This window comes from Alteromonas sp. KC3, assembly GCF_016756315.1.
Classification (GTDB): domain Bacteria; phylum Pseudomonadota; class Gammaproteobacteria; order Enterobacterales; family Alteromonadaceae; genus Alteromonas.
In genome coordinates, this window is sequence record NZ_AP024235.1 from 4030833 (window position 1) to 4053387 (window position 22555).

A 22555-nucleotide genomic window follows, 5' to 3' on the forward strand; every position below is an offset into this window, starting at 1 on the left:
GAGCAAATTCGGCTACACTTGCCGCCTATTGTATGAACGCATGATACCATTGTCAGCCACTATGAAGCGAGTTTCTCGCCCATCTCGGGCACCATCTTCCGCAAAAAAACGTCAGACCGCAAAAAATGCGCATGCACCGCAACGCGGACAACCGGGTCAAATACGTATAATTGGGGGCCAATGGCGAGGACGCAAGCTCCCCGTGCTGGATGCACAAGGGTTACGACCTACCACAGATAGAAATAAGGAAACGCTATTTAACTGGCTTATGCAGCGTGTTAACGGCGCTCGTTGCCTCGATCTTTTTGCAGGCTCAGGAGGCTTGGGACTAGAAGCGCTTTCTCGTTATGCCACGCACTGTGACTTTATTGAATTAGATAAGCAAGCCAGTGCGCAATTGAAAGCAAATTTAGCAACGCTGAAAGTCGAACCATCCGCTACTGCCCGTGTCCATAATGGCGATGCGCTGAACATAGTGAAGTCTCTTGCACAAACGCCTTATGACATTGTTTTTGTCGACCCACCCTTTAATCAAAACTTGGTTGAGCCAGCGCTCAATGCTCTGGTGAACAATGTACAAGTGGGGAGTGTTATTTATCTAGAGCACGAAAGCAGCTTGTCAACGCCGCCGTTACCGGAAAACTGGCAAATTACAAAAGAAAAGCGCACAAATGCGCTAGTCTACATGCTGATAGAAGTTGTTAGTTAACACACTAGGCTACAGTTCAAGCCCTATATTCGAGATACCAGCCTCTAATGCAAGCTGTTTCATTTCATCAACAGCTTTAGCCGGATACTTGGCTTGTTCAACATAGTCTAAAAGCTCGTTTTGCACTTCCACTTCAAATTCCATAAGCGGGTGCGATTTCACACTTTCATCGTCCGCTTCATCTGTCGCTAAAAGGTATGCTTCAACGCTGCCTTGCGACAATTTGCTAATAACCACCGCACCTTGAGGATCATCACCCGCGACTAAATTGAGCAATCCGGCCAAACCAATAGCGGCATCAATTGCAGGGTAAACGCCGTAATTATCAAATTCACTCGTATCAGGTGTGGCAACTTCGACCTTTTCCAACTGAACAGCAACATTGAATTTGCTTTTAGGCGACTTCAGCGACTCCCACACCAAGTTAAGGCAGTTGCGAAGACCAGTAGCATCGCCTGTTTCTGTGACTTCACAGAAAAGCACGTAGTTTGGCAACATGCGTTCAAGCAATGCTGCGCCAAACGCAACCGCTTTCCAACCTTCAAGTGCGCGAACGCGACCAAATGTATTGAGTTTTTGCTTCGCCATTTATAGTGCTCCAGTGGCATGCATAAAGTATTGAGACACACCATCCAATAACATTTGAATAGCTATCATAACTAAGATCATCCCCATTAAGCGCTCCATTGCCACTAGGCCTCGCTCACCGAGAATTTTGTGAAATACGTTCGAAAACATCAATATTACGGCGCTAATTGACCACGATGCGGCAAGCGCGATAGACCAATCTGTCATTCTATCTGGCGCTTGGTTGGCCAAGAGAATAAGTGCCGCCAGCGTTGATGGGCCTGCAATCATGGGAATAGCAAGAGGAACTAAAAACGGCTCTTCACCCACGGCGAGTCCACTGGGGTTACCCGAAGAAGGAAAAATCATTTTTAGTGCGATTAAAAATAAAATGATACCACCAGCAATGCTCACCGTTTCTTGTTCGACATTCAAAAAGTTAAGCACCGACTGCCCACTGAACAGAAACAAAAACAAGATGCCTAACGCAAAGAGCAACTCGCGAATCATAATAAATTGACGTCGTTTAGGCTCGATTGACTTGAGCACCGACATAAACACAGGCAGATTACCGAGTGGATCCATGATCAAAAAAAGCATGATTGCAGCAGACCAAGTATCCATTAATAGTACTCTCCAGAGTGTGATAAAACGCAAGGCGGTATTGGCGCGCAATGGTAAACCAAGCTACGCAAGTTAAAAACACCAATCTCGCATTGAAAGCGAAAATTACTCGAAAAATAATAAATATACGCTTAAATAATAAGGTAACGACGGAACATTACCTAATTTTCTTAGTCATGGTATAGATGCTTGAACGTTTTAAGGCAAAGGGTATTGACTATCTACACCTTTTGGATAATGTCTTAACTGCATGGCTTTTGATGTAATGACAGGTTCCGACGTTTTTGTTCGTGACTTTTAACTTCAAGAATAAGAATAACCAAAAATACAACAAGTGGATAAATACAATGAGTTTAATGACAGTCAAAGAGGTAGCCGCGTTTCTAGGTGTACAAGAAGTTCGCGTTGAGCGTTTGGAGCGTGAGAGCCTTTTAGTGTCGAAGGACAAAGATACCGACGGCAACCCACTTTTTGATAGTGGCGATGTTGAGCGTTATAAGCAACTAGCAGAGCGCTTAGGCGGCATCTAGCCTGATTCATGCCCTATAAAATTGAAAAAAGGCACAATCCTGCGATTGTGCCTTTTTCATTACTGTGCGCCACTTATAAAGGTTAAGAAGCCTTATAATCTTTTAGCATGCGTGCAATCGAACGAATACCCTTAGCTGTTGCGCCAACCGGCATTTCAGCTGTTGCACCGCCGTGATAAGCAGCCGCCAAGTCTAAATGAACCCAGCCTTCATGTTTTACGAATCGAGACAAAAAGCCCGCTGCATTTGAGGCACCGCCGCCACCGCCACCTTTCATTGGACGGCTATTGGCAGTATCAGCGAAGGCTGATGGGCAGCGCTCTGCATGAAATGCTTCTAACGGTAGTGGCCAGAAGCGCTCGTTTTCTGCTTTTGCCGCCGCTAACATTTGTGCCTGTGCATTTTCATCTAGTGAAAAAATGCCATGGTAATCGGAGCCTAGTGCCACTACCGCAGCGCCTGTGAGCGTCGCAGCATCGATAATAAGCGGAGCGCCGGTGTCAGTTGCGGCCATCAAACCATCTGCAAGTACCAAGCGACCTTCAGCGTCGGTATTCACCACTTCAACGGTTACCCCGTTTTTGTATGTGAGTACATCGCCCAGTTTGTAAGCATGTCCACTAATTAAGTTTTCAGCACAACACAAAATCAACTGAATACGCTTTTCAATACCTTGCGTAATCGCTAAGCCGAGTGCCCCTGTTACCGTTGCGGCACCACCCATATCGCATTTCATATCAAGCATGCCTTCACTTGATTTAATGCTATAACCACCACTGTCGAAAGTGATACCTTTACCCACTAGCACTGCATCTACTGGAGCGCTGTCGTTTCCAGTAGGATTGTAATCTAGTACTAGCATGGCAGGCGGGCGCTCACTACCGCGACCTACGTTGTATATGCCAATCCACCCCTGCTCTTTCAGGTCTTCTCCAACGGTCATCGTATAAGAAACCTTGTCACCGCCAAGTGACGCAAGCCACTTTGCCGCACGTTCGGCTAATGTCTCTGGGCTTAAGTCTTCGGGTGTATCGTTAACCAGTTGTCGAGTAAACAGTAATGCTGCGTACTCTTGCTCTAATGCCGATTTATCAGCATTGTCGACCCAAGTAATTGCGCCAGGCTTGCGCGCACGCGTAAAGCTCATGGCGAACGCCCATTGCTGCTCTTTGTGCCACTCACCCGCTAAAGAGACTTCCGGCAAGTTCAGACCGTCGAGCTTTCTCGCTGCTTGTTGAATTATGCGCTCGTTGAGTGACTCATCGGGTAAATGAATAACCGCGCCAGACTCGGTAAACGAAAGTTTAGCGCCTTCGCCCCATGTACTTTGAGCGGTTTCTGTCGATAGGCTAACGGTAAATATTGCCATTAGATGTGGCTCCTTTATGTCCTAATAATTCGCAAGCACATTCTGGCTTGCATAAATGTCTGTTATTCTGCGCGCTTGTTCTCACAATTAAGGAGAATCATGGAATTTTCATCTTCACTCATACGCGGCACGCTTATAAAAAGATACAAACGATTTTTGGCCGACGTTGAACTTGCTGACGGTACTATAGTAACCGCGCATTGCCCTAACACTGGTGCGATGACAGGCTGCGCTGAACCCGGATACACCGTATATTTAAGTGAATCTACCAACCCAAAGCGAAAACTCAAATACACTTGGGAACTGGCACAAACGTTTAGCGGCCATTTTATTGGTATTAATACCCACAATGCTAATAAGTTGGTGGCACAAGCATTGAATAACAAGGTGCTTAGCATTTTTTCTGACGTAACATCATTTAAAGCGGAAGTAACACCACCTAGTGCAAATAGTCGATTCGATTTCGCATTAACCCGCCACAATGATATTGCCTACATGGAAGTGAAGTCGGTAACACTGGCGGAAGCTAATAAGGGTTACTTCCCTGATGCAGTTACACAGCGAGGAGCAAAGCACTGTTTAGAGCTTGCGCGACTGGCCGAGTCTGGTATACCAACGTATTTACTTTTTTGTGTGCAACATACGGCAATAGAAAGTGTACGCATTGCGTCGCATATTGATCCAACCTATGCAAAAAGCGTAAAAGCTGCGGCGAATGCAGGCGTAAAGATAGTGGCAGCTGGCTGTACAATTGATGAACAAAAACTTATTTTAAATCAATCACTCCCAGTTATTTTGTAAAAAATAGGTTGATTTTTTTCATTTCGACGCCATATTTGCGCCTTGTTTTAATGGGAGAACGCATTAATTGCGTTAGCTGGAAGCCGCAAGGCTTGTGTAAAAAGAGTTAGTGTCTGTTGGCCTTTTCTTGACTTTTTAGAGCAAAGTTCAACAGACGCTAATTACCAGCATAATAATTACATAGACACGATTGATTGCCTGAAGCTGTCGAGTCTGATATAGATATCGGTCCAATCAGGACAAGATGGATGTCGTAGTGTAGGAGATGTGGCATATGCCAACAGGAAAAGAAACAAAATCCCTAGGACTATTAGCGCTGGCAGGTTTGCAGCCATACGAAGCAAAACCAGACGAAGAGTACATGGGCGAGCCCCAAATGGAGCACTTCCGTCTATTGCTAAAAGCATGGCGTAACCAGCTTCGCGAAGAAGTTGATCGCACGGTAACCCACATGAAGGACGAAGCAGCAAACTTCCCTGACCCAGTGGACCGCGCCGCGCAAGAAGAAGAGTTCAGTCTAGAGTTACGTACACGTGACCGTGAGCGTAAGCTAATAAAGAAAATTGAAAAAACGCTTAAGCGCATCGAAGAAGACGATTTCGGTTTCTGCGATTCTTGTGGAATTGAAATTGGTATTCGTCGTCTAGAAGCTCGTCCTACAGCTGACCTTTGTATCGACTGTAAGACAATGGCTGAAATCAAAGAAAAACAACTTCAAGGCTAAGCGCAACGCACCTAGCTAGAGTCATTGTGAAAGCCTCATCCCGAAACGATGGGGCTTTTTGTTATTATGCATGAAAACTATGTAGGGCGTTTTGCTCCCTCTCCTTCAGGCCAACTTCATTTTGGTTCACTCGTTACCGCTGTAGCCAGCTATCTAGACGCTAGGCATCACAACGGCAAATGGCTTGTGCGCATGGAAGATATTGACGAGCCACGCTGTATCTCAGGTGTCGACAAGGATATTCTTACCACCCTAGAAAAGCATGGATTGTGTTGGGATGACGAGGTTATTTATCAAAGCCAGCAACATGCTCGATACCAAGACAGACTCGATGAGCTTATCTCACAGCAGCGAGCTTACTTTTGTACGTGTACCCGCAAGCAAATCAAAGCTATGGGGGGGCAGTACAATGGCCATTGCCGCGATAAAGGCTATACAGTTTCCACAGAAGGCACTGCCATAAGGTTGAAACTCGATACATCACTTGAAGGCTTTAACGATGTCATTATGGGCAACGTTGCAGTTCCACTTCAAACCAGTGGCGGGGAAGATGTAGTGCTAAAACGTCGAGATGGGTTATTTTCTTACAATTTGGTTGTTGTGCTTGATGATGTTTTTCAACATGTAACTCACATTATTCGTGGCTGTGATCTTATTGGCGTTACTGCTTTACAACGCGCAGTTTACGGTGAACTCGGATTTAGCATGCCAACGTACGGTCATGTACCTGTTGCCGCTGTCGCCCCCGGTAGAAAACTTAGCAAGCAAAATCGAGCTACTCCCATCAACAATCTAACACCGCTTGAAAACCTTGTAAGAGCAATGCGCTTTTTCGGTTTTTCATTCCCTGATGCTACAGCGTTTGAAAATGTGTCAGTATTGTTAAACTATGCTATTTCAGTGTGGGACAGGAAAAAAGTCGTTAAAACGCCCGAAATTATTGTTCCACAACATGAATCCACTTATTATAGCGAACCTTTATAGTCTGCGGAGATACCATCATCATTCATCGTGTTTTTAAATCTGTTAAACGCGCTTTTTCAAAAGAAAGCTCGTCAGATAACAAATTAAAGCCTAGAACTATGACACGTGGTGAGCACGGTATATCTCGTGAAGATATCAGTGCGAATGCGTTAAAGGTGATGTATCGCCTTAACGGAGCCGGTTTTGAGTCGTATCTAGTTGGCGGCTGTGTACGCGATATTTTGATGGGACATGAACCGAAAGACTTCGATGTGGTAACCAATGCCACACCAGAGCAAATTAAAGGGCTATTTAAAAATTGTCGTTTGATTGGTCGCCGTTTCAGGCTTGCACATATTGTTTTTGGTCGAGAAATCATTGAGGTTGCCACGTTTCGTGGGCACCACCAAGAATCCGATGACGATGACACCATACCTAAAGGCAAAGCAATTGCTAAACGCGACGCCCACGGCCAGCTCGTTCGCGATAATGTGTTTGGCTCGATAGAAGAAGATGCTGAACGCCGCGACTTCACCTTTAACGCCATGTACTACAGCGTGGCAGATTTCACAGTCAAAGACTTTGCTAACGGACTTGAAGCCATCGAAAAGCGCGAGGTTGCACTGATAGGTGACCAAGAAACTCGCTATCGCGAAGACCCTGTGCGAATGCTTCGTGCTGTTCGATTTGCTGTGAAGCTTTCGATGCAAATTGAAAAACACACCGCTGCGCCCATCAAGTCACTGGCAAACTTACTGCAAAATATTCCCCCTGCCCGTTTATTTGAAGAGACGTTGAAGCTCTTTTTATCTGGCAAGGGCGAAGCAACGTTTTTGATGTTGCATGAATACGGTCTGATAGAACCATTGTTTCCTCAGCTTGCACCATTTTTAAAAGATGAAAACAGCCGGGAAATGCAGTTTGTTCGCCGTGTGTTAGCCAATACCGATGAGCGAATTAACAGTAATCAGCGCGTTACACCAGCGTTTTTGTATGCTGCACTTTTATGGTACCCAGTAGAAGAACAATCTCAGCGCTTACAAGCAGAGTCTGGCCTAAATGCACATGATGCCTTTAACATTGCTTCAGGCGAGGTTATCGCACGCCAAACGCAGCGCATCATGATACCCAAGCGCTTTTCAACTGTGGTGCGCGATATTTGGATATTACAACAGCGTTTACCCAAACGATTTGGTCGACGTGCTTTTCAGTTATTAAGTCATCCTAAATTCAGAGCGGGCTACGACTTCTTGCTTGCCCGAGGGCAGACAGAGGGTGGCGACTTACTTGAACTTGCACAGTGGTGGACTCACTTCCAGCATGCCGAAAATGGCAAGCAAAAAGGCATGTTAAACGCGCTTAGAAAAACGGAAGGCTCGAAGAGTGCGCCTAGAAAGCGTAAGCGCCGTCCAGCCAAAAGAGACTCAGATGCATAAAGAACATGTTTATATTGGTGTAGGTAGCAACCTTGGTGACAGCCAAGGTAAAGCGCGCAATGCCTTTGATGCGATTGCCAAGATTGAAGATACTCGGTTACTTAAGACATCTTCACTTTATTCAAGTAAACCAATGGGACCTCAAGACCAACCGGACTATATCAATGCAGTATGTTTGATTGAAACAGCATTGAAACCCCATGGTTTACTCAAGCAGCTACAACGTATTGAACTTGAAGAGGGTCGCGAGCGCAAGGGCGAACGTTGGGGTCCACGTACGCTTGATTTAGATATTTTACTCTATGGTAGTGAAACTATTGATACCGCTGACCTTGTTGTGCCTCACTATGGCATGGCAGAGCGTGAGTTTGTAATGGTGCCATTGTTTGAAATAGCCCCAACAATGGTAATGCCTGATGGGAAACCAATTTCACAATGGGTCGCCAATTGTTCTCTAGACGGTCTTCGTCGCCTGCGCTCTTCCAATTAGCGACAAAATCCGTATAGTTCGCCACATATTATCTCTATTTCCTTACATTATCGGGATCATGTCATGAAGAAAGTTACGGTTTCAGGCTTGCTAAAGAAAAAGCAAGCAGGTGAGAAAATTACCTCGCTAACAGCTTACGACGCTAGCTTTGCCAAGATGTTCGATGAGCAAGGTATTGACGCCCTTCTTATTGGTGACTCGCTTGGCATGGTACTGCAAGGGGAAGACGATACGCTGCCGGTAACGATTGACGATATTGCCTATCATACGCGCAGTGTGCGCAAAGGCACTCAGCGCGCGTTTGTACTCGCCGATATGCCATTTATGTCATATGCCACTGAAGCACAGTCTTATGAAAATGCGGCTAAACTAATGGCAGCAGGCGCAAGTATGGTCAAGATGGAAGGTGGTAGTTGGCTATGTGACACCATCAAGGGTCTTAACTTACGCGGCGTGCCAGTATGTGGTCATTTGGGATTAACACCGCAATCAGTGCATGTATTCGGCGGCTTTAAAGTACAAGGACGCGAAGCCAGCCAAGCAGAAAAGCTCCTACAGGAAGCAAAGGCCCTTGAAGCAGCGGGTATTCAGCTTCTTGTTCTTGAGTGCGTGCCATCATCGCTAGGTAAAGCCGTAAGCGAAGCTCTCACCATTCCGGTTATTGGTATTGGTGCAGGCAAAGATACTGACGGCCAAATTCTCGTGATGCACGATATGTTTGGTATTAGCGCGAACTATATGCCGAAGTTTTCAAAAAATTATTTGCTTGAAACCGGGGACATGCGCAAAGCGGTTGCCCAGTACATTGAAGAAGTCGAAAGCGGCGTGTTTCCTTCACCAGAACACAGCTTTGAGTAACGAGGTTTTTACTATGCAGGTTGTCGATAGCATTGCATCATTGCGCGAATTAATTACCCAGTGGAAGCGCAGTGGGCAAACCGTAGGTTTTGTACCCACAATGGGCAACTTACATGATGGCCATTTGAAGTTGGTAAAGCGCGCAAAAGCACACAACGACAAAGTCATTGTGAGTATTTTTGTTAATCCAATGCAATTTGGTGCAAACGAAGATCTTGATGCCTACCCGCGTACAATTGAAGAAGATAAGGCTAAGTTGATAGCAGATGGTGCTGACGCGGTATTTCTTCCAAGCGTGAGTGACATGTACCCCGCAGGCCTTGACGTACAAACCTATGTAGAAGTCCCTGGCATTTCAGATGTGCTATGCGGTGCAAGTCGCCCCGGCCACTTTAGAGGCGTTGCAACCGTAGTCAGTAAGCTATTTAACATGGTACAGCCAGACGATGCGTTTTTTGGTGAAAAAGACTATCAGCAGTTGCAAGTTATCCGCACTATGGTGCGCGATCTTTCGATGGCGGTAACGGTTCATGGCGTCCCCACTGAGCGAGAAGAATCAGGGCTTGCTATGAGTTCGCGCAATGGTTATTTAACCGCTGAAGAAAAGGCCACTGCAAGCTTAATATATAAAGCGATGCAGCAAATGAAAACGGCGATTGATGAAGGTAACACCGACTTTTTGGCGATTGAAAACGCTGCAGTTTCTGAGCTTGAGCAGCACGGCTTTAAAAACGATTACGTTAAAGTAGTCAATGCGCAAACCTTTATGCCTGCCATGCCCGATGACGCACATATCGTCATTGTTGTAGCCCTCTTCATGGGTAAAACACGTCTTATCGATAACCTACAGATACATCGCGTGTAATAACGCTATGTATACAAAAAAGCCCGCACAACAATTAGCGTAGCGGGCTTTTTTATTTTTTGGTTTATGGCGTTCAGGCAGACGCCAGTATGTGCTCGTCTGAGACAAAATCGATAAGTTCTTGCCACGCTTTCGTCTCTTTAGCGATAAGGTGCTGTTCTGCCAAAATAGCGGCTAGGTCGTTATGACTGGTCAGTGGATTGGCAAGAACAACACGAAATACGGTGATACATTGCGACGGGTAGTCTGGCGCTTCTAAACGTGTACGCGAAACAAACGACTTACCCGCTTCACGCTGTTGCTTTTGCACCGCTACAACCAATGCATCAATTTTTTCATTAATGGCGTTGCGCGTTTTTGCATTCACATGCTTAAGTTTTTGTTGCACTTCGATAGGACAAACACGGTAAGTAAGCAGTGACAATGTAGGAGACGTAGTAAGCTCAAAGTCTTGCGCTTTATCAATCATATGCGCAAAGTCTTTGGCTTTATCGATGCTTCTATCAATCAGTAGTTCGTAACCTTTGCGACCAAAGATATGCAGCGCTGAATACACCATCATCGCCATACCATTGCGCGAACCTTCCAGTGTAGTAGCGCCTAGGTCTTTAGAGCCAGCACGCAATATGTACTGAGCGTGATGTCTTACGGCATTGGCGTTTTGCGGATCTTTGAACAGCGCCATACCAGCCCCCATCGGCACATACATTTGTTTATGTGCATCTATGGTGACAGAGTCTGCCCGTTCAATTCCCTTGAGCCTGTCACGGTAGCGCGACGAAAACAACGTTGCACCACCCCATGCGGCATCGACATGGAACCAACAACCAAGTTCTTTAGCAACATCGGCAAGTTCATCAAGGGGGTCCACATGACCTGTTTCGGTCGTACCGCCAACGCCCACTATGGCTAGTAGCTTATTGCCTTCTTCTTGATAGCGCTTGCCTGCGCGTAGCGCTTTGGCTGGGTCGAGTGTTTGTTGCGGGGCGGGTAGCGTAATGAGCTGCTCACGTCCTAAGCCCAGTACATCGACCGCTTTTGACAATGAGTAATGTCCACGCTTACTGCACATTACTCCTAAATTATTAATATCGTGAAAACGATAAGCTGCCGCAAGCCCTGCTTTAGCGACACCTGCAAACCCTTTTTGAGGGCCTAGCAACTTATTACGCGCAACCCAAAGCGCAGTAATGTTAGCAATAGTACCACCAGAACAAAACGCTCCTAATGAGTGAGCTGCGCTATGAAGGTGCTTTTCATAAAAAGCGTGAGATTGGTCGTACACCAAGTTATGCATCATCCCCAGAACTTGGCGTTCTAGCGGCGTAAAGGCCTTCGATGTTTCAATTTTAACAAGGTTTTGGTTTAGCCCTACCATCAACTTAGACAGTGGTAGGTGAAAATACGGTAGTGCAGAGGTCATGTGACCAATAAAGGTTGGCGAGTATGTATTTACCGAGTGAGCGACCAGTTTATCCAAAAGGCTTTCTGCATGCGTAGAAACAAACTCAGGCGACTCAGGCACTTTCGAGTCTGAGAAGTCTTTTTCAATTTCTTCAAGCGATGTCTTTTTCGTAACAACATGCTGCGACAAAAAGTCTAGAATGTTGTCAGATAAATGCTGCTCAATTTGAGCCAGCTTTGAGTCTTTGTGTTCAGGCTTGGTAAAGACCCTAAACAAGTGCTCTAAACTAACTTGCGCTTCACCCACTCAACACACCTCACTCATCAAACATACACATATTCTGCCTATCAGCAGAATTAACAGGCGGTTTAGTCGGAGACCGGCCTGACACTTACTTTCCTTTTGCGCTAGCCTTGTTTTATCTGCGAGTTAACTTCTGTTCAATCAGACAAGACAGCTTAGCATTGACATGGTCCATTCGTTGCCAAACCTGAAAACTTATCACAATACTTTCAGGGTGACGCACTTTACATCAGAATGCAATTCTCGCCAAGTGCTTGGCACTCGCATTTGTCTATCTAGACAGGCTATTTAATTCTATTTCACGTTTATACAGGCATCGCCGTGCATTGCTGCTATATTTTATTTATGAATAAATACGAAAAAGCGAGGGTGGTAGTTTATGCCCATACGTGAAATATCTGAAGCATTCACAATTGATGACATCGTGCCTTACTTCCAACCCATTGTCGATTTACACAGCCAAGGGGTGTGGCGATATGAGTGTTTGGCCCGCCTGATCACTCAGGGCGATAAAACCTTTTTGCCCAGCGAATTTTTGTATTTACTCGAGCGCGAGCATCACGTAAATACCCTTGCAGCCAATATGTTTGTGCAATGTGCCAGTTACTTTCGCGACGTAAATATTCCGTGGAATATCAACATAACCGCCAATGACTTACACAACGATGAACTCATCCACACGCTGATAACGCACTTAGCTAGCTACCCAAACCCTGAGCGTGTGAGTATCGAAGTTACCGCATCAACAGCCTTATCTAACCCCAAGCAACTTATGACCTTTATAGATAAGAGTATGCATGCTGGACTTGGCGTATTTATCGATAATGTCGGGTCATGCCCTGGCAATATTCGCGCATTAATGAGTGTACCAGTAAGGGGCATAAAACTGGCGGGCGGATTGATACGTCACTACGATGAGCAAGATGCTGTGAGAGAGTATGTCGACTATTTGCTTGGTATGTGTGAGCAACACAGTATCAACGTTATTGCGGAGCATGTGGAAGATGAATTATTGCTAGAGCGAGTAAAACGCTTGCCTATTCGTTACGCGCAAGGCTACGTATTTAGTCCTCCGATGGCGAATGTGAGACAAGCACAACAACGACACTAAATGCATTGAGTTACATTGTTGCGCTATCTACCGCCAAACTGACTCGCGCTAAACTTATCAGTCTTCTTCGCTTCGGCAATTAAGTTGCCAACACGCTTGTCCGCTGGCGCGATATTTTCGCTCAAAAGGCGTCATATGAAACTCGCCTGTTACCTCTTTAAGGTCAGATATCAAACCATAATGCTTTGCGGCCTGCGCGAACTCCATAAGGTAAATGAGCCAGTTACTACGGACTTCAATATTAGGCGTAATTGCCATTAAATCGACCATAGCGGCACTGCCATGCCAGCGCTTTTGCACTTGTGTTTTCTTAGGATAAGGATTGGGATACAGTAAAAAGTGCTGAGTAACCTTCCAACTTGACTGTTGAACCAAACGCCAGAAATCGTTCACATCAGCGCGAATAACACGATAGTTGTTTTGTTGCGCGCGGTAGTGCTCGTGCTTATCAACGCGTAATGCTGATTTATCAATACCGATAATACGAGCGTGAGGGTTGGCTTGTGCTAGGTTAGCCGTACTTTCTCCTACACCACAGCAGGAATCAAGAATAATCTCGCCATCGTAGCCCTCAAGCCAGTCGTTCACCTCGTCAAATGCCCGTTGTGTATGCTCACTTACTGGACGTTTGTTTTCGCTTGTACGGTATTTTGTAACAAGCTCATCAAGTTTATCGTGCACACCTACCTGAGAGGTGGTGATTTCTCGTGAATTTCCACTAGCCATTAACTGCGTATACCTTTACCCGTTTTCAGGAGGTAATACGCCACGCTGAAAAGTAATGCGTTAAAGCCAACTAGCAAACCTAAAGACAGGGTTACATTAACATCAGAGACGCCCAAAAAACCGTAACGGAAGCCGTTAACCATGTAGACTACCGGATTGGCTTTACTTACCCATTGCCAAAATTCAGGCAGCAAAGACAGTGAGTAGAACACACCACCAAGGTAAGTAAGTGGCGTTAATACAAAGGTAGGCACCACGCTAATATCATCAAAGGTTTTCGCAAACACCGCATTAATTAAACCTGCGGTAGCAAAAAGTGTAGAAGTAAGGAGCAGTGTTAACGCAATAATGCCAAGGTTATGGATGGTGACATCAACAAAGAATAGCGACACCAGCGTCACAATGATTCCTATCAAGATAGCGCGTGCTACGCCACCGCCCACGTAACCAAGGATGATAACCGAGGTAGGTACTGGCGATACGAGTAACTCTTCAATGTTGCGTTGAAATTTAGCGCTGAAAAATGAAGATGACACATTGGCATACGAGTTTGTGATCACTGACATCATAATGAGACCAGGTACGATAAACTCCATATAAGTAAAGCCCCCCATCTCGCCAATTCGGTTGCCGATAAGGCTACCGAAGATGACGAAATAAAGGCTCATTGTGATAGCCGGCGGCACCAGAGTTTGCACCCAAATGCGCAAAAAGCGCGTGCATTCTTTTATCCAAATAGTGGTTAAAGCGACATAGTTTTGCTTTATCCAGCTTGTATTGTCTTGTGTATTCATGTCTGTGGTTTCTGTTTTCACTGTCATTTACCGTATTTGTTATTCACATCAGGCCTAGCCCGCTTGTTTAGCAGACTCTACGAGACGTACAAACAGCTCTTCTAATCGGTTGGATTTGTTGCGCATACTCATTACTTGTACGCCTTGCTCACTTAATTGGGTAAAGACAGGGTTGAGCCCTTCCGTTTTTTCCACATCGACTTCCAGCGTATGGTCGTCTAATAAGCGATACTCAAAGCCTGAAAGTTCAGGGGCTCTCGTGCCTTCAGGTACTTTGATATCGAGCACAAAGGTTTCTAAGCTCAGTTTGGCAAGCAACGCCTTCATACTGGTATTTTCCACAATAGTACCCTTGTTGATAATGGCAATGTTGCGGCACAGCATTTCAGCTTCTTCAAGATAATGTGTGGTAAGAATAATGGTAATACCTTGACGGTTTATCTCTTCTAAAAATCCCCACATCGAGCGGCGAATTTCAATATCAACACCTGCTGTTGGCTCATCAAGAATCAGCAGTTTCGGCTCATGCATAAGCGCACGTGCAATCATTAAGCGGCGTTTCATACCACCTGACAATTCTCGTGCTCGTGCATCGCGTTTTTCCCACAAATCTAATTGTGCCAGATATTTTTTCGCACGCTCTTTCGCGATATTTCGAGGCACACCATAGTAACCCGCTTGATTAAGCACAATTTGCAGAACCGTTTCGAACTGGTTGAAATTAAATTCTTGAGGGACAAGACCAATACAAGCTTTGGCGAGCTCTTTTTGTGAAGTAAGATCGTAACCAAAAACAGAGACGCTCCCTTGTGACTGATTCACCAATGAGCTGATAATGCCAATAGTGGTCGACTTGCCCGCCCCATTGGGACCCAGTAATGCAAAGAAATCGCCTTGTTCTACCGACAAGTCGACACCTTTAAGTGCCTGAACGCCACCCTTATAGGTTTTCGTTAACCCTTTAATATCCAACGCTTTCATGATTTGCCTGTGTTATTGGTCACAGCCTGTTAGCCGTGGTGAGATACTATCGCGACGTCGACAGCCATTACCCTAGCGATGAGGTAGGACTGTGTTGATCTTTACGGTTCGTGTCTTAAGCGTTTAAGTGTAACGTAAAACTTACTGCTTATAGAATACGCGCGCGATCTAGCGATTGTTTTTAACGATTAAATACAGCAAGGTATGTGGGTACAAAAAGTGTGCTTTTCAAGCCCCTTGTAGAATAACAACGAAGGAATTGCCGATGTCACTGGACCCACTTTTAAATCCACTTCCACCTGAGACTACACCTGAACTAGCTGATGACTTTGCTGTGTTTATCGATATTTTGGGGTTTATCCCAAACAGTCTTTTGACCATGCAACGCAAACCCGAAATGGTAAAGGGCTTTGCTGCATTAACCAAGGGCGTTATGGGTGAGGGCAGTGTTGTGGATGGCGGCTTTAAACGCCTTATCGCTCACTTCGCCAGCCGTGCCGCAGGATGTCAGTACTGTGAAGCACACTCACTTATAGCGGCAGGTATTCACGGTATCAGCGACGAAAAAGTGGCAGCAGTGTGGGAATATAAAACGAGTCCGCTATATACTGAAGCAGAACGTGTAGCGCTTGATTTTGCGCTGGCTGCAGGTAGTGTACCTAACGCTGTTGATGCACCATTAATGGCGGCAATGCGTGAGCACTGGGGTGAGCAAGAGATTGTCGAAATTTTAGGTGCCGTCAGCCTCTATGGCTTCCTAAACCGTTGGAATGATTCCATGGCGACAGAAATAGAATCGTCACCCAAAACCTTAGGTGACGATGTGCTAGCGAAAGGGGGCTGGACGGGCGGTAAACACGTTAAGTAAACCGCCTTGATAAGACTTGGACGTTGCAGCGCTATTGAGCGTTTTGACTCATCAAAACAGGGGCTCGCTCTGCAATTTCCATTTCTACTTTGCGGTCAAAGAATATCCCTTCATGTTCAGTTTGCATGCTTTGCGACTCCCCTACTGCGACCGTCATAATTTGCTCACTGGCCACGCCAAGCTCCGTTAGATATTTTTTCACACTAAGGGCTCTTTGCATCGACAACGCTTGATTAAATTGCGAGTCACCGCGTTTGTCGGCTTGACCCGTAAGACGAACAGTGAGTTTCTCGTTGCCTTTTAACGCTCTGGCTACGAGGGCGAGCTGGTCACCATAAACAGGCTCAACAATAACAGAGCCGGATTTAAACTGAATACTACTTTTCAATGTTGGGGCAGGCGCATGGCTTAACTCTTCCTCATAGGCAACCTTAGTAAGCATTAGTTGCTGTTGCATAGCGTGATTTTCTTCACGCAATGTTGAGTTTTCCTGTTGAACGTATGCGAGCTCGGCGAGCTCAGCATGCGATTCGTTAAGGGCAGTCTCCTGAGCCGCATTTTCCCCAATAAGCGCCCCTAAAATTCCTGCTACTGCGGCACCTGCGGGCCCTGCAATGATAGCCCCTACGACAACGCCACTACCAAGGCCAACTGCCGCGGCCTTTGACTCTTTTTCTTTCTGGGCTTGCATGTTGACAGGCGTGCTACCACTCGATGCCATACGTGAGGCAGCCGCTGCGTTTATTGATAAGGTGGTCATCGCAATTAGTACTGCTGAGGCTAATGCTTTATTGTTTCTCATCGTGATTCCTCTTTTTAAAAAGGCGCTGTGCGTCGTTGGGGTAACGCACAGCGCAAAGGGTAAGTCTTTGTTTGTGTTCAGTAGCGTTAGTAAACCAACTACAAATGGCAAAAAAAGCGTGCAATCGGGGAAATGTCGTGATGTAAAGCGCCAAATATGGCGTAAATGAGGCACTCTTGAGGATTTTATGTCGAACTTAAGCAAAGTAGACGGTTCATAGGTATAGTGTTCACCAAGACAGAAAATGAAAGACGGATACAGGTATGCCTAAGACCATCGCACTTGTAGAAGATGACGCGGCTATAAGAGAAAACTACATTATGGCGCTCAAAGCACAGGGTTATAGCGTAAACGCCTATGAAGATAGACCATCTGCGGCGCAGGCATTTAGCCACACGCTACCCGATTTAGCGATTATCGATATTGGCCTGAAAGACGAAATTGAAGGCGGCTTTATGCTGTGCCAACAGCTTCGCGGGTTGTCGCAAACCTTACCCATCATTTTCTTTACTGCACGAGACAATGATGTCGATACCATTAGTGGCTTGCGCATGGGGGCAGATGACTACCTCACCAAAGACATTAGCATGGCACATCTTTTAGCGCGTATTGCCGCGCTGTTTCGTCGCACTGATTTATTGTCGGCTCCTACAGATCAAAAAGATGAATTGAAAGTGGGTGATCTAAAAGTGGATGTCTCGAGAATGACAGTGAGCTGGCAAAATCAACCTGTCTTACTGACGGTAACTGAGTTTTGGATGCTACATGCGCTTATCAAACGACCGGGGCACGTAAAAAGTCGACAACAATTAATGGACGAGTCTCGGATGGTGGTGGACGATACCACCATTACGTCGCACATTAAGCGTATGCGCAAAAAGTTTGTTCAACTGGACCCGCGTTTTGACCACATCGATACTGTTTATGGTATGGGTTATCGTTGGCAGCTATAGCGTTTAAATGCAATAGAATGGGTGTTCAGTGATTAGGACTCTTTAATGCGGTTTCGCTTTTCCATACGCTTGCAGCTGTTAGTGCTGTCGTTATTTTTATTTACCATTCCTTATTTGGGCTACAAGTATGTGTGGGAGCTGGAACAGTACTTAAGGAACGGTCAAGAGCAAACCATGATTGGCACGGCGCGTGCCGTTGCCACAGCACTTCATGAACGCCCTGCTCTTTTTGACAGTCAATCGGCCTATTTGCAAGACGTAAGGCCAGGAACCGATTTATACGCGCCGCCCATTCCCTCTCCTATTCGTTTGGACGGAGAGTTAAACGATTGGCAGCAAGTGAACGAACTCATCGGCACTTACGGCAGCCAAGAAGTGATTGAATACTATCAAGGTAACCAAGGCGAACCCGTTAGTCTTTCTTTTCAGCACATGGTTGGGCGATACGGTCAATTTCTTTATGCCATGTTTGAAGTCTCTGACGATACGCTGTTGTGGCGTGAACCCAACAGCTTAAGCGTTGAAACGGGCGATCACCTTCTTATTGGCATGGAGACAGCGCAAGGTACACTTGCTCGCTATGTTGTGGCCCCCTACGAAAGCGGATGGGTGAATGCTTACAAACTTGCAAGCTCAACAAACACAACGCGGGCAGTGGAGAATGCATTATCTATTCAAGGACGCTGGCAAGAAACGGCAAACGGCTACAATATTGAACTGCGATTTCCACTGTCGATGACCACAGGTGGCTTAGCGTTTTCGATTGTCGATGTGGATGACCCTGTCTCGCGCCAAACTCAATATGCCATTGGTACAGCCAATACAAAGGCACTGAAAGAGTTAGGCACAGTCATTACCCCTTCACCAGAAATTGAGCGTATTCTTGCTGGGTTAAAATACGCAGACTCACGGGTATGGGTAGTTGATAAGCACAAGCGTGTGCTCGCCCGTGCTGGTGATATCCAATCTGCAACGGGCATCGAAGTAACCCCACAAGAAACATCGACCATTGCTGCATGGGAGTGGTTTGAAAGTGAGTGGTTACTTCCTATTTATTATCAGATATTAACCCGCCCCCCAGCTGACTTCATTGACGAACTTGACGACGCTTATGCCCTAGTGGGGCAAGATTTAGGCACCGCACTTAACGGCCAGCCGGATTCATTGTGGCGTTTATCTCCTGACAACAAAGCCATCATTTTGTCAGCGGCTTACCCCATATTTATTGACGGTAATGTGATGGGCGCCGTCATTGTAGAGCAAACGACCAATGGTATTCGCACCCTGCGTAATCGCGCCCTCGAACAGCTATTCCACGTTATATTGGCAGTGATGTTACTTGGCACACTAGGCCTACTTCTTTTTGCTAGCCGTATTTCAAGTCGTATCCGTGCACTGCGCGACAATACCGAAGCCGTTATCGATGACAATGGCAAGATAGTCGGAACGCTACCCACTTCTACCCAGCGTGATGAAATTGGTGATCTGTCACGCTCATTCTCGGATGTGCTCTCACGTCTACAACAATACAATTCATATCTAGAAAATATGGCCTCGCGATTGTCTCACGAACTTCGCACTCCCATTGCAGTAGTGAAGTCATCACTTGATATGCTCTCTCACGTTGATGATTCACAGCAACAAGCTATTTTTGTAGAGCGTGCGCAGTCAGGCGTAAATCGGCTAAGTACCATTTTAAATAGCATGAGTGAAGCCACACGATTGGAACACGCTATTGCACAGGAAGACCTAGAGCCATTTAATTTGGTAAAGGTCATTGGTGGTTGCATTGAAGGCTACCGTCATACTTATGCGCACAGACAATGGACTTTTCAGGCGCCAGAATCTGCACTGAATATAAACGGGTCACCTGAACTTGTTGCCCAGCTATTCGATAAAATCATTTCAAACGCCGTGGACTTTAGCCGAGATAGCGACACTATTGATGTCTGTGTTGAGAAAAAAGACAAGCGTGTTGTGTTACGTGTGAGTAATCCCGGCCCACTTCTTCCACAGGGCATGAAGACGCAATTATTGCAGTCGATGGTTTCTGTGAGGAAAGAAAATGATGTACAAAATGCAGCGCAATCTCCACATTTAGGCCTTGGTCTTTATATAGCCAATATAATCATGGTATTCCACAAGGGCACGTTATCGCTCGATGATAAAAGTGACAAATCGGGCGTTGTGGTGACTGCGTCCTTTCCAGCTATTTAGCAAAATTTCATCAACCTTAAGCAATTATGAAAGGTCCTTTCATTTAATATAAATGAGAACTGTTATCATTTATATTTACATTAAATTATTCTTTCCCTACACTTCGTCGTCCTTACACACACTCAGGAAGACACAATGAAAAACAGAAAACTAACCATGGGAGCACAAACTATTGCTGCTGCTTTGGCGTTTGGCAATACGGCAGTATTTGCGCAAGAAACCACAGACAAGTGCACCGAGTCTACTGCGGCACAATGCGAAGCAACAACCGATGAGGCCATTGAGCTAATTCGTATTCACGGTGTTCAGCAGTCTATTTACCGTTACAACAAGTCTGGCGATCCTCGTCGATTGGCCGATCTTGTAGATACACCACAAACCATTAGCGTTCTTACCCAAGACCAAATCCAAGAAAGTGGAAGAACCGACTTAAAAGACATCTTACAAGCACAAGCGGGTGTAACCCTAGGTACAGGTGAGAATGGTAATGCTTTTGGTGACCGCTACATTATTCGTGGCCACGAGGCGCGTAGTGACGTGTTTGTAGATGGACTTCGCGACCCAGGTATGACTACTCGAGAGAGCTTTGCAACAGAGCGCGTTGAAATTACTAAAGGCCCAAGTTCAACCTTTGCAGGGCGCGGTTCATCAGGTGGCGCGGTAAACTCAATAACAAAGAAAGCTTCAACAGCGTACAACTTTGGGCGTGTCGATGCCGCAGTCGGTACAGACGAGCACACACGCCTAACCGTTGACTTGAATAAAACCCTCACAGAAACCAGTGCAGTACGCCTAAATGCGCTGACCTCTTCAGAAGACAAACCGGGCCGCGAGGGCATTGAGCGTGACCGCGACGGTATTCAGCTTTCATATGTAAATCAACCTACAGATCGTTTGTCATTTACGGGCGACATTTACTACCTAAACGCTGAAGACAAGCCAGATTTAGGCAGCTACTACGACCGTGATGCAGGCCATCCACTTGAAGATATTCCGGTATATGCACAAGACGAAGACTTCCTGAATTCAGAAGTCACTACGTTTACGCTGCGCACCGAATACGATATCAGTGATAATTTGCGTTTTTACAATGCGACGCGCTTTGGCAAAACGGAAAACGAATATATTACAACGGGAATGCGTGGTACTAATCGTGACGCAACCGATCCTGATGCGCCTGGTGCTTACACGTTATCTCTTAGCACCCACCAAGGCTGGCAGGATGTAGACTATGTGACCACCCAATTCAATTTATTCTGGGATACGCCGTTCTTAGGTGTTGACCACCGCTTGGTATTTGGCTTTGAGTACACCGACGAGTCGGTAGATAACGGCGTTTTCAGTGTACAAAATAACAACCCCACAAATTGCCTTGTAGGCGGGCGTCGCGGTGTTTCTGAAAGCTACTGTATTCTTGATGGCAATGGCGATGCCGTTGACAACATTGGCGGTCTAATGGGAAGAAGTTATACCCGTGGCGATGCCGATGCGCTTTACGATATTGAAACCTACTCCTTTTACGTAATGGATATGTTTGAGCTTACCGATAAGTTTGACGTATTCTTCGGTCTTCGCGCAGACAGCTACGACTATACCAATGCAACATCAGGTCGTGGCGGCGATCAGCTTTATGCATTTGAAGATGATCTGTACAACGGTCATATCGGTTTGGTATACGAACTTACTGAACACGGTAACCTTTATGCCTCATACAGCACAGCAACCAATATCAACGGTGGTGAATCAGATCTTGGTGCAAACTGTGGCTACGGCGGTCTTTGTGGAACGCCTGAGCAAGCAGCACAAGCCGACCCAGAGCAGGTAGAAAACCTTGAACTAGGTACCAAGTGGTCTTTATTCGATGAAAAGTTAGTCGCCAATGCTGCGCTATTTAGAATTACTAAAAGTGATGTACATGAAAGTGTGGGCGATTCGTACTCAACACTTGGGACGCTTAATACCGGTGAAAACCGCGTTGAAGGTATTGAATTTGGATTAAGTGGCGATATTACTGATAAGCTTAGCATTCAAGCATCAGCTGCATTTATGGACTCTGAAATCCTGAAGTCTTACAACGAAGACAACATTGGTCTAGCACTGAGTAACTTTGCCGACGAAAGCTTCTACATTCAAATGCGCTACCAGCCAAGCGAGAAATTCGCGTTTGGTGGTGACTACAGCTATCAGTCAGAAATGTTTGGCGGTCAACCTGATACGGCGGCAGGCTTTAATGCTGAGACAGGCGAGTACTCAATTGTGGTTCCTGACTATGAAGTAGTGAACCTGTTTGCAAATTACTATTACTCTGAATCGCTGACTTTCCGCGTAAACGTTGGCAACCTATTTGATAAAGAGTATTGGACTGCAGCGTATCGCTCGGGCTCGTTCATGTATATCGGTGATGGTAGAAATATCACTGGTACATTGAGCTACGAGTTTTAATTAACACAGCAACAAGA

The 22555-nt window shown here is 45.8% G+C and carries 22 protein-coding genes; 14 read left to right on the plus strand and 8 right to left on the minus strand.

Annotated features, from left to right (window positions below; translation table 11 throughout):
* Positions 1-40: 40 nt before the first annotated feature.
* Positions 41-709, plus strand: coding sequence for a 16S rRNA (guanine(966)-N(2))-methyltransferase RsmD (gene rsmD / locus JN178_RS17780; RefSeq protein ID WP_202262664.1), 669 nt, complete (start codon positions 41-43; stop codon positions 707-709).
* A gap of 9 nt (positions 710-718) precedes the next feature.
* On the opposite strand, the gene JN178_RS17785 is transcribed toward rsmD, so the two are convergent.
* Together JN178_RS17785 and JN178_RS17790 are read right to left on the minus strand one after the other, a co-directional pair.
* Entirely contained in the window at positions 719-1297 is a 579-nt protein-coding gene (locus tag JN178_RS17785; RefSeq protein ID WP_202262665.1) for a YjaG family protein, read from the minus strand.
* Positions 1298-1900, minus strand: coding sequence for a YhgN family NAAT transporter (locus JN178_RS17790; RefSeq protein WP_159627581.1), 603 nt, complete (start codon positions 1898-1900; stop codon positions 1298-1300).
* Between the two features lie 347 nt (positions 1901-2247).
* On the opposite strand from JN178_RS17790, the gene JN178_RS17795 reads away from it, so the two are divergent.
* Positions 2248-2430 carry a helix-turn-helix domain-containing protein gene (locus JN178_RS17795; RefSeq protein WP_159627583.1) on the plus strand — a complete coding sequence of 61 codons (183 nt, stop codon included), beginning with the start codon at positions 2248-2250 and terminating at the stop codon, positions 2428-2430.
* An 82-nt stretch (positions 2431-2512) separates the two neighbouring features.
* Here the strand turns inward: JN178_RS17795 and pepB are convergent, their stop codons facing one another.
* Complete coding sequence (pepB, locus tag JN178_RS17800; RefSeq protein WP_202262666.1) at positions 2513-3799, minus strand: aminopeptidase PepB; 1287 nt, start codon at positions 3797-3799, stop codon at positions 2513-2515.
* 99 nt (positions 3800-3898) lie between these two features.
* Between pepB and sfsA the strand changes: the two genes are divergently transcribed.
* From sfsA to panC, 7 genes are all read left to right on the plus strand, one after another.
* On the plus strand, positions 3899-4600 hold the full coding sequence (gene sfsA / locus JN178_RS17805; RefSeq protein WP_202262667.1) for a DNA/RNA nuclease SfsA: 702 nt from the start codon (positions 3899-3901) through the stop codon (positions 4598-4600).
* Positions 4601-4874: 274 nt separating this feature from the next.
* Complete coding sequence (dksA, locus tag JN178_RS17810) at positions 4875-5324, plus strand: RNA polymerase-binding protein DksA (RefSeq protein WP_159627589.1); 450 nt, start codon at positions 4875-4877, stop codon at positions 5322-5324.
* A 66-nt stretch (positions 5325-5390) separates the two neighbouring features.
* Positions 5391-6308 carry a tRNA glutamyl-Q(34) synthetase GluQRS gene (gene gluQRS, locus JN178_RS17815; RefSeq protein WP_202262668.1) on the plus strand — a complete coding sequence of 306 codons (918 nt, stop codon included), beginning with the start codon at positions 5391-5393 and terminating at the stop codon, positions 6306-6308.
* A 98-nt stretch (positions 6309-6406) separates the two neighbouring features.
* Entirely contained in the window at positions 6407-7723 is a 1317-nt protein-coding gene (gene pcnB / locus JN178_RS17820) for a polynucleotide adenylyltransferase PcnB (RefSeq protein WP_202262669.1), read from the plus strand.
* Complete coding sequence (gene folK, locus JN178_RS17825; protein WP_202262670.1) at positions 7716-8213, plus strand: 2-amino-4-hydroxy-6-hydroxymethyldihydropteridine diphosphokinase; 498 nt, start codon at positions 7716-7718, stop codon at positions 8211-8213. Before pcnB ends, folK begins: the two co-directional genes overlap by 8 nt.
* 63 nt (positions 8214-8276) lie before the next feature.
* Complete coding sequence (gene panB, locus JN178_RS17830) at positions 8277-9071, plus strand: 3-methyl-2-oxobutanoate hydroxymethyltransferase (protein WP_202262671.1); 795 nt, start codon at positions 8277-8279, stop codon at positions 9069-9071.
* Between the two features lie 13 nt (positions 9072-9084).
* Positions 9085-9936, plus strand: a complete 852-nt coding sequence (panC, locus tag JN178_RS17835; RefSeq protein WP_202262672.1) for a pantoate--beta-alanine ligase — start codon at positions 9085-9087, stop codon at positions 9934-9936.
* A 73-nt stretch (positions 9937-10009) separates the two neighbouring features.
* On the opposite strand, the gene panP is transcribed toward panC, so the two are convergent.
* Positions 10010-11647 (minus strand): pyridoxal-dependent aspartate 1-decarboxylase PanP, encoded by a 1638-nt coding sequence (gene panP / locus JN178_RS17840; protein ID WP_159627601.1) that lies wholly within the window; start codon positions 11645-11647, stop codon positions 10010-10012.
* Between the two features lie 376 nt (positions 11648-12023).
* Between panP and JN178_RS17845 the strand changes: the two genes are divergently transcribed.
* Positions 12024-12755 carry an EAL domain-containing protein gene (locus tag JN178_RS17845; protein ID WP_159627603.1) on the plus strand — a complete coding sequence of 244 codons (732 nt, stop codon included), beginning with the start codon at positions 12024-12026 and terminating at the stop codon, positions 12753-12755.
* A 57-nt stretch (positions 12756-12812) separates the two neighbouring features.
* On the opposite strand, the gene trmB is transcribed toward JN178_RS17845, so the two are convergent.
* The 3 genes from trmB to JN178_RS17860 are packed head-to-tail and all read right to left on the minus strand — an operon-like array spanning position 12813 to position 15256.
* Positions 12813-13481, minus strand: coding sequence for a tRNA (guanine(46)-N(7))-methyltransferase TrmB (trmB, locus tag JN178_RS17850; protein ID WP_159627605.1), 669 nt, complete (start codon positions 13479-13481; stop codon positions 12813-12815).
* The gene (locus JN178_RS17855) at positions 13481-14296 is read right to left on the minus strand and encodes an ABC transporter permease (protein WP_226433994.1); all 816 of its coding nucleotides are present in this window, start codon (positions 14294-14296) and stop codon (positions 13481-13483) included. Before JN178_RS17855 ends, trmB begins: the two co-directional genes overlap by 1 nt.
* Positions 14297-14329: 33 nt before the next feature.
* The gene (locus tag JN178_RS17860) at positions 14330-15256 is read right to left on the minus strand and encodes an ABC transporter ATP-binding protein (protein ID WP_202262673.1); all 927 of its coding nucleotides are present in this window, start codon (positions 15254-15256) and stop codon (positions 14330-14332) included.
* Positions 15257-15521: 265 nt separating this feature from the next.
* Between JN178_RS17860 and JN178_RS17865 the strand changes: the two genes are divergently transcribed.
* A complete protein-coding gene (locus JN178_RS17865) occupies positions 15522-16124 on the plus strand; it encodes a carboxymuconolactone decarboxylase family protein (RefSeq protein WP_202262674.1) in 603 nt (200 codons plus the stop codon).
* 31 nt (positions 16125-16155) lie between these two features.
* Here JN178_RS17865 and pdsO read toward each other — a convergent pair whose 3' ends face one another.
* Positions 16156-16926 carry a sortase-associated OmpA-like protein PdsO gene (pdsO, locus tag JN178_RS17870; protein ID WP_202262675.1) on the minus strand — a complete coding sequence of 257 codons (771 nt, stop codon included), beginning with the start codon at positions 16924-16926 and terminating at the stop codon, positions 16156-16158.
* A 263-nt stretch (positions 16927-17189) separates the two neighbouring features.
* Between pdsO and pdsR the strand changes: the two genes are divergently transcribed.
* From pdsR to JN178_RS17885, 3 genes are all read left to right on the plus strand, one after another.
* Positions 17190-17879, plus strand: coding sequence for a proteobacterial dedicated sortase system response regulator (pdsR, locus tag JN178_RS17875; protein ID WP_202262676.1), 690 nt, complete (start codon positions 17190-17192; stop codon positions 17877-17879).
* Between the two features lie 45 nt (positions 17880-17924).
* The gene (gene pdsS / locus JN178_RS17880) at positions 17925-20096 is read left to right on the plus strand and encodes a proteobacterial dedicated sortase system histidine kinase (RefSeq protein WP_202262677.1); all 2172 of its coding nucleotides are present in this window, start codon (positions 17925-17927) and stop codon (positions 20094-20096) included.
* A 135-nt stretch (positions 20097-20231) separates the two neighbouring features.
* Entirely contained in the window at positions 20232-22538 is a 2307-nt protein-coding gene (locus JN178_RS17885) for a TonB-dependent receptor (protein WP_159627617.1), read from the plus strand.
* Positions 22539-22555 lie beyond the last annotated feature (17 nt).

What these genes read in the sequence shown, in the direction of transcription:
- rsmD (WP_202262664.1), top strand. Translation starts at nt 41, where the DNA reads ATGATACCATTGTCAGCCACTATGAAGCGAGTTTCTCGCCCATCTCGG.
- JN178_RS17785 (WP_202262665.1), bottom strand. Translation starts at nt 1,297, where the DNA reads ATGGCGAAGCAAAAACTCAATACATTTGGTCGCGTTCGCGCACTTGAA.
- JN178_RS17790 (WP_159627581.1), bottom strand. Translation starts at nt 1,900, where the DNA reads ATGGATACTTGGTCTGCTGCAATCATGCTTTTTTTGATCATGGATCCA.
- JN178_RS17795 (WP_159627583.1), top strand. Translation starts at nt 2,248, where the DNA reads ATGAGTTTAATGACAGTCAAAGAGGTAGCCGCGTTTCTAGGTGTACAA.
- pepB (WP_202262666.1), bottom strand. Translation starts at nt 3,799, where the DNA reads ATGGCAATATTTACCGTTAGCCTATCGACAGAAACCGCTCAAAGTACA.
- sfsA (WP_202262667.1), top strand. Translation starts at nt 3,899, where the DNA reads ATGGAATTTTCATCTTCACTCATACGCGGCACGCTTATAAAAAGATAC.
- dksA (WP_159627589.1), top strand. Translation starts at nt 4,875, where the DNA reads ATGCCAACAGGAAAAGAAACAAAATCCCTAGGACTATTAGCGCTGGCA.
- gluQRS (WP_202262668.1), top strand. Translation starts at nt 5,391, where the DNA reads ATGCATGAAAACTATGTAGGGCGTTTTGCTCCCTCTCCTTCAGGCCAA.
- pcnB (WP_202262669.1), top strand. Translation starts at nt 6,407, where the DNA reads ATGACACGTGGTGAGCACGGTATATCTCGTGAAGATATCAGTGCGAAT.
- folK (WP_202262670.1), top strand. Translation starts at nt 7,716, where the DNA reads ATGCATAAAGAACATGTTTATATTGGTGTAGGTAGCAACCTTGGTGAC.
- panB (WP_202262671.1), top strand. Translation starts at nt 8,277, where the DNA reads ATGAAGAAAGTTACGGTTTCAGGCTTGCTAAAGAAAAAGCAAGCAGGT.
- panC (WP_202262672.1), top strand. Translation starts at nt 9,085, where the DNA reads ATGCAGGTTGTCGATAGCATTGCATCATTGCGCGAATTAATTACCCAG.
- JN178_RS17845 (WP_159627603.1), top strand. Translation starts at nt 12,024, where the DNA reads ATGCCCATACGTGAAATATCTGAAGCATTCACAATTGATGACATCGTG.
- trmB (WP_159627605.1), bottom strand. Translation starts at nt 13,481, where the DNA reads ATGGCTAGTGGAAATTCACGAGAAATCACCACCTCTCAGGTAGGTGTG.
- JN178_RS17860 (WP_202262673.1), bottom strand. Translation starts at nt 15,256, where the DNA reads ATGAAAGCGTTGGATATTAAAGGGTTAACGAAAACCTATAAGGGTGGC.
- JN178_RS17865 (WP_202262674.1), top strand. Translation starts at nt 15,522, where the DNA reads ATGTCACTGGACCCACTTTTAAATCCACTTCCACCTGAGACTACACCT.
- pdsO (WP_202262675.1), bottom strand. Translation starts at nt 16,926, where the DNA reads ATGAGAAACAATAAAGCATTAGCCTCAGCAGTACTAATTGCGATGACC.
- pdsR (WP_202262676.1), top strand. Translation starts at nt 17,190, where the DNA reads ATGCCTAAGACCATCGCACTTGTAGAAGATGACGCGGCTATAAGAGAA.
- pdsS (WP_202262677.1), top strand. Translation starts at nt 17,925, where the DNA reads ATGCGGTTTCGCTTTTCCATACGCTTGCAGCTGTTAGTGCTGTCGTTA.
- JN178_RS17885 (WP_159627617.1), top strand. Translation starts at nt 20,232, where the DNA reads ATGAAAAACAGAAAACTAACCATGGGAGCACAAACTATTGCTGCTGCT.